This window comes from Bradyrhizobium sp. STM 3562 (assembly GCF_045571435.1).
Classification (GTDB): domain Bacteria; phylum Pseudomonadota; class Alphaproteobacteria; order Rhizobiales; family Xanthobacteraceae; genus Bradyrhizobium.
Window position 1 is genome coordinate 5771241 of record NZ_CP120694.1, and the last position, 15344, is coordinate 5786584.

At 58.3% G+C, this 15344-nt stretch carries 10 protein-coding genes and 1 pseudogene; 2 read left to right on the forward strand and 9 right to left on the reverse strand.

Going from position 1 to position 15344, the window contains the following annotated elements; genetic code table 11:
• Window positions 1–123 precede the first annotated feature (123 nt).
• The 4 genes and pseudogenes from P6U23_RS26875 to P6U23_RS26890 form a co-directional block, all read right to left on the reverse strand.
• Window positions 124–909 carry a gamma-glutamyl-gamma-aminobutyrate hydrolase family protein gene (locus P6U23_RS26875; RefSeq protein WP_407175496.1) on the reverse strand — a complete coding sequence of 262 codons (786 nt, stop codon included), beginning with the start codon at window positions 907–909 and terminating at the stop codon, window positions 124–126.
• A 29-nt stretch (window positions 910–938) separates the two neighbouring features.
• The gene (rtxC, locus tag P6U23_RS26880) at window positions 939–1997 is read right to left on the reverse strand and encodes a dhydrorhizobitoxine desaturase (protein ID WP_407175497.1); all 1059 of its coding nucleotides are present in this window, start codon (window positions 1995–1997) and stop codon (window positions 939–941) included.
• Between the two features lie 33 nt (window positions 1998–2030).
• Window positions 2031–4442 (reverse strand): 2-aminoethylphosphonate--pyruvate transaminase, encoded by a 2412-nt coding sequence (locus P6U23_RS26885; RefSeq protein WP_407175498.1) that lies wholly within the window; start codon window positions 4440–4442, stop codon window positions 2031–2033.
• Window positions 4443–6050: 1608 nt separating this feature from the next.
• Window positions 6051–6341: pseudogene (locus tag P6U23_RS26890) on the reverse strand (transposase); the annotation flags it as partial.
• A 622-nt stretch (window positions 6342–6963) separates the two neighbouring features.
• Between P6U23_RS26890 and P6U23_RS26895 the strand changes: the two are divergent.
• Entirely contained in the window at window positions 6964–7503 is a 540-nt protein-coding gene (locus P6U23_RS26895; protein ID WP_407175499.1) for a YopT-type cysteine protease domain-containing protein, read from the forward strand.
• A gap of 757 nt (window positions 7504–8260) precedes the next feature.
• Here the strand turns inward: P6U23_RS26895 and P6U23_RS26900 are convergent.
• From P6U23_RS26900 to P6U23_RS26915, 4 genes are all read right to left on the reverse strand, one after another.
• A complete protein-coding gene (locus P6U23_RS26900; protein WP_407181588.1) occupies window positions 8261–8998 on the reverse strand; it encodes a carbonic anhydrase in 738 nt (245 codons plus the stop codon).
• A gap of 445 nt (window positions 8999–9443) precedes the next feature.
• Window positions 9444–10550: a sulfotransferase family protein gene (locus P6U23_RS26905; protein ID WP_407175500.1), complete on the reverse strand. Its 1107-nt coding sequence runs from the start codon at window positions 10548–10550 to the stop codon at window positions 9444–9446.
• Between the two features lie 139 nt (window positions 10551–10689).
• The gene (locus tag P6U23_RS26910; protein ID WP_407175501.1) at window positions 10690–11172 is read right to left on the reverse strand and encodes a hypothetical protein; all 483 of its coding nucleotides are present in this window, start codon (window positions 11170–11172) and stop codon (window positions 10690–10692) included.
• Between the two features lie 30 nt (window positions 11173–11202).
• A complete protein-coding gene (locus P6U23_RS26915) occupies window positions 11203–11571 on the reverse strand; it encodes an antibiotic biosynthesis monooxygenase (protein ID WP_244558879.1) in 369 nt (122 codons plus the stop codon).
• Between the two features lie 98 nt (window positions 11572–11669).
• Here P6U23_RS26915 and P6U23_RS26920 point away from each other — a divergent pair, with 98 nt between their 5' ends.
• Window positions 11670–12143 (forward strand): MarR family winged helix-turn-helix transcriptional regulator, encoded by a 474-nt coding sequence (locus P6U23_RS26920; RefSeq protein ID WP_407175502.1) that lies wholly within the window; start codon window positions 11670–11672, stop codon window positions 12141–12143.
• A 53-nt stretch (window positions 12144–12196) separates the two neighbouring features.
• On the opposite strand, the gene P6U23_RS26925 is transcribed toward P6U23_RS26920, so the two are convergent.
• Complete coding sequence (locus P6U23_RS26925) at window positions 12197–15301, reverse strand: multidrug efflux RND transporter permease subunit (RefSeq protein ID WP_407181589.1); 3105 nt, start codon at window positions 15299–15301, stop codon at window positions 12197–12199.
• Between the last annotated feature and the right edge of the window lie 43 nt (window positions 15302–15344).

Genomic DNA, 15344 nt, shown 5'->3' on the forward strand with positions numbered 1-15344 from the left:
TTCCTCGCGCTGGGGGTGGTGCGGCGTAGCGCACCGCCCGAACGATGCCCGTGCATCGAGTCCGGTGGACCCTTCTTTCAACCTGGGCGGACCGCGTTTGGTTTGAAACGTCACAATCCGCCTCTACTGTTTCTTCTGTTTGGCGTACGCAACACACGCCTCTCCAAATGCGGTGAACAGTTGCTTGCTGAGGAGATCGGTTGAAACGTGCCATTCGGGATGCCATTGCACACCGATTTGCAGCGTCGGCGCGCCAATGACCGAGGCCGCTTCGACCAGACCGTCAGGGGCCCACGCCTCGGGCCGGAGCGCAGTGGCAAGCTTCTCTATGCCTTGATTGTGCAGGGAGTTGACTTGCGCTTCGATGGCGCGCGCGATCGGAAAGAGCGCACCATCCTGACATATCCTCACGTTGTGCGCGACATCGTACTGGCGGTCTCTTGGAAGCTCTGGTTTCTCGGCATGAATCTGGCCACTTCCCTGGCTCCACTCCGCAAGCGACGAGTGAAGTGTGCCGCCGAAATAGACGTTGAGCTCCTGCAGCCCACGGCAGATGCCCAGGATTGGCATTCCGAGCGCAATGGCGCTCTCGATGGCTCCCGCGGCTAGCCTGTCCCGCGGGCGATCACGGATTGCCCCATCAACCTCCTGCTGATCAACCCCTGGATAGGATACAGGCGCCCTCAAAACGGCAGGATCGATATTGGATTCATCTCCTGTCAGCACCAGCCCGTCGAGCGCGCGCATGATCGCCGGGGCGGCCTGAACCCCCGCATCTTCAGCGTCGATCGTCGGCAATATGACGCACGCCACTCCCGCATGGTGAAGGAGGGCCTTGACATACTTGCGTCGCAACCAGTCGCGATGCACCCCATCGACCAAAAGACGGTTCGAGGTGACGCCGACCACGGCCCGGGCTTTGTCTGGCCGTTGCAATGTCACGCGACTTGCCCTCTCGTGCGGGCATCGTCCACGGACTGCTCATACAGGCGTCGATTTCGCTCCTTCAACTGAGTTATAACGCTTGGTTGACCTTGCGGCCCCTTGACGAAGAGCCCTCCCCAGCTTGCGGCAATCCTTGCGTAATTCGGATCCTGCATCCGGATCTTCTGGGCTTTATGCAACAGCCAAAACGGGATGCCGGGCGAGAGGTGATGCTCGAGGTGATATTCATCCAAATTTTGCCCAAGGATGGCCCGCTCGAGAAAATTCCCTTTCCGATTCCTGGTCAGATAGACGTTCTGCGTCTCGGTCTCGCACATCGGCGAATGCTCGGCGAGCTCGATAAACCAACCCAGGACCTGAAAAGTGGTGAGATAGGGTACGATCCAGAACAGGATCAGGATGTGGAGTATCCCAAGAGCATATGACCCGGCCAGAATGCCGATCCAGAAGAGATAGAAGCCATACTTGTCGACAAGTACGCCTGACCGGCTCTGGTCCTCTACATCCATGGTCAAAAACCGATTGGTCCAGATATACTTCAGGTACGCCACTGTCGCGCCGCCAAATATCGGCTTCCAGATCAGGTTGAACGCGTACCGCTCAGGTGGCTGCACGTCGTAAACACCGCTGTCCAGGAAGAACTTCAGGTCGGGATCCTTGTCCGGATCGCCGAGATACGGATGATGCAAATAGACATGTGAGATCCGGTACGCCCAGTGGCGCTGGAACAGAGGATAGGCAGCGAACAGAATTCCGAGAACGTAGTTCCAGGTCGTGTTCTTCGCGAGCGTGCGGTGAGCCGCATCATGGGCGATAGTTGTCAATCCGCGCTGGTAAGCGCCGATCAGAAGAACCGCGAGTGGGTAGAACCACCATGAGACGGACACAGTCGCGAGCGTGCACGCTGCGATTACGGCGTAATCTTTGGCGATATAGGCCGCTCCCGTGATGTTATCGGGCCTCAGCTGCGAGAGCTGCTTGTTGATCTCGCGGCTGAATTGAACGGCCTCATAGCGTGACGACCTCAGTTTCCAAGCTTCTGGCTGATTCATGAGAATCCCCTTTCCTGATGGCCTTCCAGGTTGTCAGATTGCGGAAAGCGCCTTGTCCAGATCGCGGACAATGTCGTTGACATCCTCGATGCCGACGCAAAGCCGGATCGAACCGCCAAATATGCCGGCGGCCTCTCGCTTTTCCCGTGGAACGGTTGTGTGTGTCGTGGACACAGGATGCGTCACGAGTGTGCGGGCGTCCCCAACATTCGAAACGTGGTACATCAAGTCGACGTTCTGGATGAACTTGCGGCCGGCGAGCTCGTCCTCCACCTCGAACATGACCATTGCGCCGTGTCCGTATGCCGCGTTGAGCGTCTGGTCGACAGTTTCCCGATCGGCTCCTTCGAAGAGCCCCGGGTAGAAGACACGGCGCACCTTTGGATGCTCCTTGAGAACGTCTGCCACGATCTTGGCGTTTGCGCAGTGCTGCTTCATGCGGAGCGGCAGGGTCTCAAGCCCCTGGATCAGTTGAAAGCTCGCAAAGGGGGCGATAGCCGCGCCAGTATCGCGCAACCAAGTCATCCGGGCCTTCAGCAGGAACTCGCTCTTTCCAAGATCGTCGACATCCGAGAGTGCGCTGCGCCAGACAATTCCGCCATGCGCCTCGTCAGGACCGTTGAACAAAGGAAAGCGGGACGCTCCGCGGTAACTGAACTTGCCGTTGTCGACGATCAGTCCGCCAAGTGTGGTGCCGTGGCCGCATATGTATTTCGTTGCGGAGTAGGTCGTAATCGCAGCACCGAGATCGGACGGCCGACATACCAGTGGCGTCGTCGTATTGTCCACCACCAGGGGAACGCCGTACTTTCGGCCAATCTCCGCCAGTTGCTTCACCGGGAGTGGAATCAAACAAGGATTCGAGATTACCTCTCCGAATAAGCATATCGTGCGATCATCGATGGCACGTGCGAACGTCTCGGGCCTTCGAGGATCCGCCGTCCTGACGCTGATCCCAAGACGCTTCAGCGTGTTATGGAGCAGGTTCCACGTATTGCCATACAGATATGGCGAGGCGACCACATTATCCCCCACCTCCCCGCTTGATAAGTTGACAATGGCAAGGAACGTCGCCGCTTGCCCTGATGCGACGGCGAGCGAGTCCCTTGCTGTATCGACCGCCGCATACCTTCTTTCCAGCGCGCGAGTCGTCGGATTGATAATCCTTGTATAGGTGAACCCATCAGCCTTTACGTTGTAGACATCAGCAATGTGGTTTAGATCGCCATCGAGTTCATAAGCCGTATTCTGATAAATCGGCACTGCGACAGCTTTCGTCACCGGGTCGCGTCGGTAACCTGCGTGCAGAACGGCAGTCTCAGGGGAAACCGGGAGCTGCATCCCGCCTGCCACTCGAGGCGACACTTTTACGCGAGTCTCGCATTTCTCCTGGGCAGACATCGGTCGCGCTGCCGCACCCTGACCAGACCGGAAGTATGTCCGGAAAGCGCACCCCAACTGCTCGATCCAGCCGGATTGGATTTCCCCGATGCAACCGACCCGAAAACTCCGCGTCGCAAGGTGCAGCTTCGAGTAGATATAGAGGTTGTGGGCCGCCAGGTGGCGATATAAGCCATCGAATGCCGCCTGATCCGCAATTCCGGATGGCGCAACAAACGCAACGCAGACTGGCGACTGCAAGTCCGCAGCTAATAGCGGAGACACCACCCCTTCGAGTTCGTTGACCAGATCGTCCCTGACCTTCTCATACCTGCGGCGGCGGGCATCAATGCCCTCCACGTCCAGGATCTCCAGCGCCTTTGTAGTTGCCTGAACGATGTGGGTAGGAGGGGTCGACCGCCACTCACCTGTGCGCTCGAGCGAGAGCCATTGATCTCTCACATCTAGTACAAATGACCTCGGTTCCTGAACCGCATTCTTCAGAAGCTCGCGAGACGCGATGACAAAAGCTACACCCGGGGGCCCTTCTATGCACTTGTTGCTCGACGTGACCAGGACGTCAGGTCCACCCTTGCTCAGGTCAATATCAATGGCGCCGAAAGAACTCATCCCGTCGATGATCGTCTTTACACCACGTCGCCTCGCCTCCTCCACGATCGCGTCCAGCGGATTGACGATCCCGGTCGTCGTCTCGCAATGCACGAAACAGAGGTGAGTAACGCCAGGATTTCGGCTCAGATGCTCGCCAATTTCCTGAGGATCCAAAGGTTCGGTCGCTCGCTTGGTAAGCGTTAGCGCTTCGACGCCCCACAGCCGCAGAATTTTGAAAACGCGCTCGCCATAGATGCCGTTTATGCAAACGAGCGGCTTGTGCGCTCGAGACACGAATGTAGAGAGAGCGGCTTCCATCGCAAAAGAGCCGCCCCCCTGAATAGGGACCACCGAATAGTCCTCGGCATTTCCTAGCAGATTGAGCATCAGCCGCCTCATGCGGGCGGTCACTTCCTTGAACTCGCAATCGCGCGATGCAAGATCAAGCTGCATCTGGCTCCTAACCGCCAGCGACAACGACAATGGACCAGGCGTCAGCAGAGAGCGCTGTCTTGTCACACCATTCCCCCTCAAATTGTATTCGTCAATGCATCTGGAGCACACCCGCCCCACCAAAGAGATGGCGAGCGCCGTTCAACAGCTTTGGGTCCAACGCCATGAATCCCGCGCGCGCTTCGGGTCGACGCCCGAAAAACATGCCGCGGGACAACCTCCATATCCAGTCCCAGCTGCGGAGTGATCTCTCGCAAGGCTCCTCACCGATGTCATTCATATCTCCAAGAAGTTGGCTTTTTGATCCAGTCCTCGAACTCAATTGGCGCGATGCCCACTCTCATCGAGCCATCACGCATGCGCAGATTTGAGCGCGGCCGTGGTCTTGCTTCGCAGACCCGGCAGGTCGCCGATCGGCTTACGTGGGACCTGTACCATTCAGACAGGATAGCGGTGCACGTCGGACCACCGCGCCCGGATACAGATCGGCGCATCGTGCACTACATGATTGTCGTAGACGACGGGACGCTTCCTGCGTGAGCCTGAGACTTGAGACATTCGCACACTGCGCTCGTTGTTTTGGTACGCTGACGACCGTCAGTCGCCTATTTCGAAGTCGTACAACTTGACGTTAGGTGCGTTTCAACCCTCTACGGGACTTTCTCGCGTGAATTTTTCCTGACACGCACCTTCACCTCGCGGCTACAAGCGCGACGTGGGCGGCAAGTAACGGAGATTCACAGGCGAGCAACGTAAGCATCTGGGATTTGGACATCAGGATCGTCGGCATTCACCTGCGAGCTCGATGCACGCAGGCAGGTGAGTTGGCCTGATCCTCTCGCTTCACGCGCTATCTTTTCCAAATTGCTAAGCGGGCACACCGAATTTGATTTCCTGGGATACGGGTGGCTGCGAAATGCATGATCCCGCTTGGCATGAGCGCCAGCATGGCATCTTGCGCTTGAATGCGCGGCTTTGGCATGCTTGGTCCAGCCCCGGCTTTGAAGGCGGCTACTTTGCGATCGCTGGCCCATTTTTTCAGCGACAGTTCGATGCTTTTCGGCGAGCCGCCGTGTGCAAACCATGTCAAATCTTGACCCGGTCGCGGATGAGTGAGACGTCCTCGAGTCCGCCGGTTGGTGGCCGATCCCAGAGCGCGGCCGCCGAAGTGAGCCGCTCGAAGCTCAGCAGCCTGATCGCGGACAGAGCTCCACGGCATTGCGGCGCCGGATCGTGATTTGCTTGTGCTTCAGGCTTCGGCTCCTGCTGATCGTATCCATCCGAGCTGGGCCGCGAACAGTGGATCACCGATTCCGCCGCTTGAAGCGTTTGGGATCTTCCTTGTGTATCCTGATGAGCTCCATCATTTTCGATGCTGATGTCCGTGAACGCCGTGACGCCGTCGTCATCTATGCCGTAGACCCAGATGACTCCGTCCTTCGGGCCATTCCGTTGGTCAGGTCCCTCAGCCGGTCCTCGTCTTGCCGAGGTCCTTTGCGAGGCGACCGCTGGTGAAGACAACGAACTTTGTTGACGTGCATGGCTAGGCCGCCTGGGTGGAGGACGTCACATGGGAGGCGTCTAATTCCAAGGCAGCAACTCGTGCAGCTAGCGCTGTGGCATGTCGGCGATCCGCGCGAAGACGTCCGCGAGCCACGCTTTCGGGTCGATGTTATTGAGACGCGCCGTCATGATGAGCGTCGCCATCACCGCGGCTCGCTCGGCACCCGATCGGAGCCCGCGAACAAGCATGCCCTTCTTCCAAGAGTAAAACGCGCAGGCACGCTCCGCGGCATTGGTCTTCAAGCAGATCCTTCCATCATGGACGAAGCGGGTGAAGCCGTCCCACCCCTTAAGCAGGTAGTTGATCGGCTTGATAAAGTCGGACGAACGCGACAGCGCTCCGCTTGCAGCCAACCCTCAAAATCGCTTAGCAGCGCGGACTTCGTCGTCTTTAGAAGGCGAGGTTTGATGGCTCTTTTGTGCCGTCTCGGGTCAGGACTGCGGTCAAGCCTTCAGCATAAGGCTATCAACGGGTCACCTCAATGTCCGCGAGCCCCATCGATCGTGTCGCGATCGAATGTATTGACGGGCCTCGCATTGTGTCCGTCAGCTCGTTGTCAGCTTGCTTGGCTACGCTCGCAGCAGCGCCTAGCGCTCGAACTCGCCTAGGCAGCCCGAATTCGCTGCGACGAAAGGCACGCCTAAGAAAACGCGGAGCGCCATGTATAATCGAATCAGTGACTCAACCACACGGACTAACCAAGCTGACGAACTGAATCAGCCGGTGGACAGCGACAGCTTTACGGAAGCACTTGCGGATCTCGCCTTACCGAGAAATCTCCCACCTGGGGAGTTGCCCGACAAAATGGGGCACTGCTGCAGCAAGCCACATACGTCGGATGCAAACTTTCACAGTTCAGACGCCTCCAGCCCGAGTCCATCCTCCTCCTCCTCCGATCCCAGTACATCCGCTCCAGCGAGGCCGAGCACCTCCTTATTCGAATACAGGACGGCCGAATTGCCTCAGGCGAATGTAGACGGCATCTGCGTTGGGTTGGCAACGGAGTGGCTTCTCAATCTCAACAACAGCCCGTCGAGCCGAACGAATGCGCTACTACCCGGATCGGAAAGGCACGCCTCAGCGGCTGTGCGCCAGCAGCAGTATGAGGATCTCAAGCGTCTGTTGCGAAGCGAGGGAGCAGGCGCTTCTCGGGCCGACCTTCAGGCACAAAACACGATGTTGCAAGCAGCAGGCTTGGCACCATCCGGAAAAGAGAAGAAATACAGTTTTGGCGAGCCCTCAAGCTTCTCGCGCATGCTGGACAAAATCACCGAAGACGGATCCAACCATTTGCTCAGCCTGTATTTCGCCGAAGGTGGCGCACACACAGTTGCGACGACGGCGTCCGATGGAGTGACCACGCTCTTCGATCCTAACTATGGAGAGTTTACTGTTCGATCAGACCAGATGGGTTCATTGTTCCAAAGCCTCGCCAATCGCTACAGAAATCCCAACGGGCTGCATGTGTCGACAGTCACCACACAGAGGATGTACTAAGTCGGGCCTGCAGGTCGCCGCCGATTGGCGCCTTCTGTGAAGGCGCCGATGCACCTCCCGGACGTGAACCTACCCTGGGCCATTTTTGTCGGCAATGAATCGCGCACAAACGGAGGCTTTGACTAACTACCGAGATGCGAAGTGCCGAGCTAGGGCTGCCCTGCCCTAGCAAAACGGCGTTTCTGCAATAGTGGGTTCCGCGATGTAGCGGACCCCGCTACCAGAGCAAATAGGCGTTTCTCACGTCTCCGCTTTCCTTGAAACGATCGGGTAGAACACACTTCGACCGCAGTTGGCGTCATGTCGGTTGGGGTATCGACCGGTCTTGATGCCGGGGAACGCGCACCTCGGTATGCGTCCTCTGGCCCGATGGATCAGCAGCAATGGCTGATTGGTCGCATTGTCGCGTTCGCACACGATTTCCTGCATCAGGGGATGAGGCGCTGCTGGGCGCGGTGCTCCTCGATGAAAGCTTTCACATCAAGCCATATCGCCCGCTCTCGCCGCAACGAGGCGCGGCTCGGACAGGCTCTCCAAAACAATCGGCGCCTTCTCCTCCTCAGACCAACGCCGCCGCCGGCCTGTCTCCACCACCTCGAGGCGATTCGGCGCACTGATCGTATGGCCGTCCATACGTACAGTTCTCAACCATCAAACCATCCTCGCAAATCGTCTTTCCTGGGAAGCTTACAGCCCTATCGAGCCCCACGTCCGCGAAGGAACGGGATCTTTGTGCTGGTAGCGCTCTGTCGTTGGCTCAGCTCAGTAGATCGACCTCACCGGTGTCGAGCCGATACACTCCCCCAACGACCTTCAGTTTCTTTTGCTCAGTTGCCGCGTTCAAAAGCGGGCTCTCTGATCTGAGCGTTCTGACATTATCGGCCACATTTTGCTTGATCGCGTTGGCGAGCGCGTTCCCGGTTTCCTGGGAAGACGCCTTTACCGCCGGAGCAAGTGCAGTGACGAGGGATGACCTATGCCCCGGCGCAGGCTTGTCCTCTTTCAGCGATTTGATCGTGGCCTCGACAGCGCCGCAACGGTCGTGGCCGAGTACCAAGATCAGCGGAGTGTTTAGCGCCTCCACCGCATATTCCATGCTGCCGATCATTTCGTCATCGGCGACATTCCCTGCGACCCGGCAGACGAACAGGTCGCCGAGTCCGCTGTCGAAGATATACTCGGGTGCAACACGCGAATCGGCGCAGCTCAAGATCGCGGCATATGGATTTTGCGCACCGACCAAAGCTTTACGCTCTGGTCTGAGATCGTCGCATCGCGATGTGCCACGCACATAGCGCGCATTACCTTCCAGTAGTCGCTTCAGCGAAGCGTCCGGCGAGAGCAGGTTCTCCGGCTTAGGCAGCGCTTTTGCATCCTTCGCGTCGGCAAGCCTATCGCCGAGCAGCATGCCCACTGCCGAAGCAGCGAAGAGCATCAGGGACCGGCGAGACGGCGCGATCGAATTAGGGCGGATTGGGGGGCAGTCTTCGCACATGGTTTTCCTTTTGGCGCGCGCCATTGCACCTTTTACAAGTGATAGATGCGCTCGCCCTTTCGGTTCACTCCGCCCCTATCATGCGCTCGGGTGGCGGCCGGTCTGATACGGAAGCAGCTCTGCGCAACAGCCTTGGAGCGTTGCTTTGCAGGAAAGTGGCGGCATGCCTACACCCTGACGCGACGTGAGATTCAAGCGATTTCTTGCGGCGTATCACCGAATGATGAGAACGCCCTTTCGCAAAATCATAGGCTAGACAACGCTGCGTCCCTTTGAGTCCAATCTGCTCTCCGCCGCGGTCACTCTTGTCGCCCTAATTGATCAATCTGCCGAGATGGAGACGCAGGTGTTTTGGGACTGAATTGGCTCGCTCTGCTTGGACTGAGCCAAACTGTCCTACAACTCTGGATGCTAGCAGCGCGATGTCGAACAAAGATGCAGGCGATCACCGTCTTGACGCCGTGAGCGCCTGCTCTATTTCAGCGGCGACGAACTTCACCAGGCGCAAAGTTTCCTCAATTTTGGTGTCGGCCAAGCCTTGCGCCTCGCGAACTATCGAGGAGACGGAAGTGAAGGAGGACGAGCTCTCGAGCACTTGGCTAAGGGCGCTGTTTGGCTGCGTTCCGAGACCCGTGACACCTGAGCCTCGTTCCGTGATGCCAGCGGACAAATCGAAGCATGCTTTGAACAATTGACGGTAACCTTCCGTCACTGCTGGGCCACGATCAGTGACCCCCACCTGCTGGGCGTATCTCAGTTCCTCCCCATAACCGAGCTCGTTAAGGAGCTCAGCTCCGACGAGATCAGTCACGGCTTGCATTTCCTGTGTGGTCAATTGCATCTGCCAAATCCGGACTGAGCGGTCATCGACCGCTCTTCGCTCTAGGATTTTTCGATCCCCGAAGCTGCTGGACCGCAGGTAATCCGTTTGCTCCACGGTTGCCGACGCTAATTGCTCAGGATCGTAACCCAGTGCAGCGATCGCGCGCCGCACTTCGTGCTCCGGGTGTGCGACCAGATGCTCATAGCGTACCACCAGTGTATCATGGCGACCGCGTTGAGCGGCAAGCGTCGGCAGGCCAAGAACGAGGTCGGCAAGCGAAGAGGCGATCGACGGTGGAGGCAGACCGACGGCTAGATCGGCGAGACAAGATGCGATGGCTGATGGGCAGCTCGCCGAGCTGAGTGGGATGCCCCATTTAGCTTTCACCGATGCGGCTATGGCATACGGATTGCGAAATAGAACGATTCGTTGCGCTTCGGGGTATAGACCATCTAGAAAATCCAGCACCATCCAATAGCGTGGCGTCTTATCTATGAAGGTACGTTTCCCGGTGGCCGCCAGATACTGCCCGTAGGCAGCATCAGCCAGGGCTCGGGCTACGATGCGACGATCTATTCGACCAAGGAATTCCGATGTCGCGCCCCTAATCAACGGCGCGCCCGCTGGGTGACGGTTATCCACGGTGCCGAACGCCTCAAGCGCCAACATTAGCCAGGGCTCAGGCGGAGCCAAAATATCTGGATGCTGTTGTAGCAAATGGGCCAGCACGGTCGTGCCTGAGCGGGGAAGGCCTAGAAGAAAGCAGACCCGTGGCGAACGGCTAGGATCCAGTGTCATGAGCTCATACCCTTAATTTCGGACGGCCGTCGGAAGGCGCGTACTCATAAAGTCACGACAATACCGGGCGTCAGGTCACTTGTGCGCGCAGTTCCGGTTCAGGTGAGCAAGCGGGTTTGCGGCGCAACCATCCCTTCATTTTGAGACCGTCCCGCATGTTGAGAGCAAGAAGTGTAATGTTTGTTGCGCCCGCGACGAGCTCGATCGCCTGCACAGCATAGAACGTGGCATCCAATTCTGCCGCCTGAGCCTTGGACGCAAGGAAGAGCGCAGACGGAATAAGAATCAGGATGCCGTTTCCTGCAATGAATGGCATGCGCTTGAATTTGGCCCCGATCAGTCCGGCCCGGCGCCCCTTTGCCAAGATGACACCTGTACCACCGGTCGCAGCGAGCGCCGGAATCAGCAACAAGAAACCCCACGGTATGGTGCTCTTAACCGCTGCAACTGTGGCATGGGACGCGAACAGCTCGCTGAGTACCGTCGATAGCCAAAATGTGCCGATCGTTGCGATAGCCAAGGCGCCAGCGACAGGATGGATCAACTTGATCATGAGTATCTTCCCTTCCTAAAAACAGCAGGGCTAGGCAACGCAGATGCCGGGCACGGCAACTTTCTGGAACAGATGAGGGGAAGCTATCGCCGAGGCCGGATAGCTGGCGATTTTTGCTAGAAAGTCAGGATGGGTAAAGGCCGCGCGGAAGTGTGCGGTGGATTCCCAGACGGCGTAGTTCAGATAGGTCGAGCTGTCGCCGAGAGCTCTGTGCAGCTGAGTGGAAATGAAGCCCGGCTGTCGCTTCATGAACGCTGCGTCGTCCTGCCAGGTCTTGAGAAAAGCCGCCTCATCGGCTTTGTCGAGAGTGAATGGGTTCACCAGGACGACCGAATTTGCCTCAATAGCGATCTGGCGGTCGATCGGGAAGGAAGGGTCGAGTGGGCGTAGCAGCGACATGAGTGCCTCCATCGCTATTTAATATGTGATGCCTAATGGGTATTATGATTACATAAGCAGATTGACATTATGATGTCAATAGAAAACAATGGTGACAAATGAAAAGAGCCAAGCGAACCCCCGAGGGTGACGCCCTGACCGACCTTGTTCTCGATCTATTCAGGCTCGACAGCCTACTTCTGACGGCCGGCGACCGTCTAGTCGCCCCGCTCGGCCTCACAAGCGCACGCTGGCAGGTGCTTGGCGCCATTGTGTCCGCCGAACGTCCCCAACCGGTCGCTTGGCTCGCACGCGACCTCGGCGGCAATCGTCAAAACGTGCAGCGGATTATCAATGATCTGCACAGGGAGGGCCTCGTATCTTTTGAGGTCAACCCGCATCACCGACGGGCGCAGCTCGTCGTGCTCACTGAGAATGGACGGCGCGCCTTCGAAGCCGCAATGGAATTGCAGGCTCCCTGGATCAACGATCTTTCAGAAGGGCTGTCGGTCAAGAACATACGGATTGTCCATCGCGTGATCACGGCCTTGCGAGACAGGCTTGAGGGCAGCCGTGAGGACAAGTCGGCCTGACATGGCAAAAGCATTATGCTCGGCCCGGCGATGCAATGAAGCTGGATTGGTCATCATGCTCGCCGCTCGGCCAGGTGGCCTTCCCCGACGAGCTCGAGCTCGGCGACTTTGTTGGACGGTTCGTAGGTGGGCTCGGTGCGGTGGTCGGAGGCGATCGCCACATAGACAGCCGGCAGCACGAAAAGCGTGAATAGCGTCCCGATCGACAGGCCCGCAACCACGACGAGGCCGATCGAGAAGCGGCTGGCCGCACCTGCGCCCGTTGCGGTGAGAAGCGGCAACAGGCCGGTCACCATCGCTGCCGTTGTCATCAGGATCGGGCGTAGCCGGACGCGCGCTGCGATCTCGACGGCAGAGCGGCGGTCGAGCCCCTCCTTGAGCTGGAGCTCATTGGCGAACTCGACCATGAGGATTCCGTGCTTGCTGATCAGGCCGACCAGGGTCAGCAGGCCCACCTGTGTGTAGATATTCATGGTCGCCACGCCGAAGAACAGCGGGACCAAAGCGCCAACGATTGCCATCGGCACGCTGATCATGATGACCAGCGGGTCGCGCAGGCTTTCAAACTGCGCCGCCAGCACGAGGAAGATAATGATCAATGCGAACGCAAAGGTGACGGCGAGTCGGTTGCCCTCCTGAACATATTGCCGTGCGTCGGCCAGATAATCGTGGCTGAAGCCCGCGGGTAGCTTCTTTGCCTCCCCCTCGAGGAAGTCGACCGCCTGCCCGACCGTTACCCCGGGCATCGGTACGGCCGAGAAGGTCGCGGAGTTGAGTTGGTTGTAGTGGGTGAGTGCGTTTGGATCAGTCCCCGTCTGTATGGAAACCACGGTCGATAACGGCAGCCGCGCCCCACTTGCGGCTGTCACGTAATAGCCGCCGAGCGATTCTGGCGTGAGGCGCCTCTCCCGAGGGACCTGCGGGATTACCTGGTATGAGCGGCCCTCCAGGTTGAAGCGATTGATGTAGTTGCCGCCGAGCAGCGTTGCGAGCGCAGCACCGATGTTCTGCATGGTGATGCCAAGGTCGTTGGCCTTGGAGCGATCCACCTTGATGCGCACCACGGGCTGGTTGAATTCGAGGTCAGAGTCGCTGACTATGAAGAGGCCGCTATTGCGAGCGGCGTCCTTCAATTTGTCCATTTGCTCATAGACGGTGCTGTAATCCAGCGTCGAGTTGATCGCCATCTGTACCGGCAAGCCGCCCGAGCCGCCCGGCAGCGGCGGGAGGTTAAAGGCAAATGCGTTCACGCCCTCGATCTTGGAAAGCTCGGCCTGCACCAATGGCTTGAGCGCGATGGAGGAGCGCTTGCGCTCGTCCCAAGGCTTGAGCAGCATGCCGGCGATCCCGCTCTGCGGACCGTTGATGCCGTTCAGCACAAAGCGGAGGTCAGTCTCGGGAAATTTCTGGAACGACCTGTCGAGCTTGTCGCCATAGAAATCGAGGTAGTCGATATTGGCGTATTTCGGCGCCTTGGTCATCGCGAATACGATGCCCTGGTCTTCCTCGGGAGCGAGCTCGCTCGAGGTATGCATATAGAGGAAGCCGACGAGACCTAGCATGGTCAGCGCGAACAGACCGGTTATTGGGCGGTAGTCGAGTGAGCGGTCGAGCTTGCAGCCGTACCAGCGCGTCATGGCGCCGAACACGCCGTTCACAAGTTTTGCAAACCGCCCCTCCTCGGCGCTCGTGAGGAACACCGCGCACATCATCGGCGACAAGGTCAACGCGATCACACCCGACACAATCACCGAGCCCGCGAGGGTGAACGCGAACTCCCGGAACAGCGAGCCGGTCAGGCCGCCGAGGAAACCGATTGGTGCGTACACGGCAGCCAGCGTGATGGTCATGGAGATGACGGGCCCCACGATCTCACGTGCTCCTTTGAGCGCGGCCTGTATGGGAGGCGCGCCCTCTTCGAGGTGACGGTGAATATTCTCCACGACGACGATGGCGTCGTCGACCACAAGTCCGATCGCAAGCACCATCGCGAGCAAGGTGAGCAGGTTGAACGAGAAGCCCAGCACCAGCATCATGCTGCAGACGCCGACCAGCGACAGGGGGATGGTGACGATGGGGATAACAACCGATCGCAGGGAACCCAGAAACAGGAAGATCACCATTACGACGATGACCACAGCTTCGCCGAGCGTCTTCTCGACCTCGTCGATGGAGGACTGGATGAACTTGGTCGAATCGTATGCCACCTTCATCTTCAGCGAGGGCGGCATGTTCCGCTCGATATCGGGAAGCAGTGCGCGCACTCCCCTGACGATGTTGAGCGGGTTGCCCTGGGGCGTTGCCTGCACGCCGATGAAAATCGCGTGCTCGCCGTTTAGAGCGACGCTGGCATCGCTCGTTTGCGCGGCGAGCTCCACGGTTGCGATGTCCTCCACGCGCACGAAGCCGCCGTCCTTGGCTTTGACGATCATGCGCTTGAAATCATCAACGCTTTTCAGATCAGTGTTAACGGTGACGTTGGAGAGGATAAGATAGCCTTTAGCCTGACCGGCCGCCGCCTGGAAATTGTTGGCTGCTACTGCAGCTGAAACATCGGCGGGAGACACGCCCTGCCCCGCCATCTTCATCGGGTCGAGCCACAGCCGCATCGCAAAGGTCTGCCCGCCCAGAATGTCGGCCGACGCGACGCCGTCCACCATCGAGAGAACGGGCTGCACCACTCGCGAGAGATAGTCTGAGATGGCACTGCCGTTCAGTTCCTCGCTGGAGAAACCGATATACATCACAGCCGTCGCCTGGCCTGTGGATTTGGTGACGACCGGATCGTTGGACTCTTTCGGGATCAGGTATTTGACCGAGTTGACCTTGGCGAGCACTTCTGTGAGCGCCTCGTTAGGGTCGAAATTGAGCTTGATATAGACCTGGATCGTCGACGTCCCGAGCACCGAGGAAGAGGTGATGTAGTCTACGCCTTCGGCGGAGGCAACCGCCTGCTCAATGGGGCTCGTGATGAACCCCTGGATCATGTCCGCCGAGGCACCAGGATATGAGGTCGTGATATTGACGACCGTATTCGACAGTTTGGGATATTGCCGGATCGGCAGCACGCTAGCCGCCCGAAGGCCGACCAGCAGGATGAGCAGGCTGACCACGACCGATAAGACCGGACGCTTTATAAAGAGATCGGTAAAGGCCATCGCCAGGATCGCATTCAAGACACTTGCGTTAGCACCTCAGGCC

Coding starts and splice junctions, on each gene's coding strand:
- P6U23_RS26920 (WP_407175502.1), top strand. CDS start 11,670: ATGAAAAGAGCCAAGCGAACCCCCGAGGGTGACGCCCTGACCGACCTT.
- P6U23_RS26885 (WP_407175498.1), bottom strand. CDS start 4,442: ATGCAGCTTGATCTTGCATCGCGCGATTGCGAGTTCAAGGAAGTGACC.
- P6U23_RS26925 (WP_407181589.1), bottom strand. CDS start 15,301: ATGGCCTTTACCGATCTCTTTATAAAGCGTCCGGTCTTATCGGTCGTG.
- P6U23_RS26915 (WP_244558879.1), bottom strand. CDS start 11,571: ATGTCGCTGCTACGCCCACTCGACCCTTCCTTCCCGATCGACCGCCAG.
- P6U23_RS26910 (WP_407175501.1), bottom strand. CDS start 11,172: ATGATCAAGTTGATCCATCCTGTCGCTGGCGCCTTGGCTATCGCAACG.
- P6U23_RS26900 (WP_407181588.1), bottom strand. CDS start 8,998: ATGTGCGAAGACTGCCCCCCAATCCGCCCTAATTCGATCGCGCCGTCT.
- rtxC (WP_407175497.1), bottom strand. CDS start 1,997: ATGAATCAGCCAGAAGCTTGGAAACTGAGGTCGTCACGCTATGAGGCC.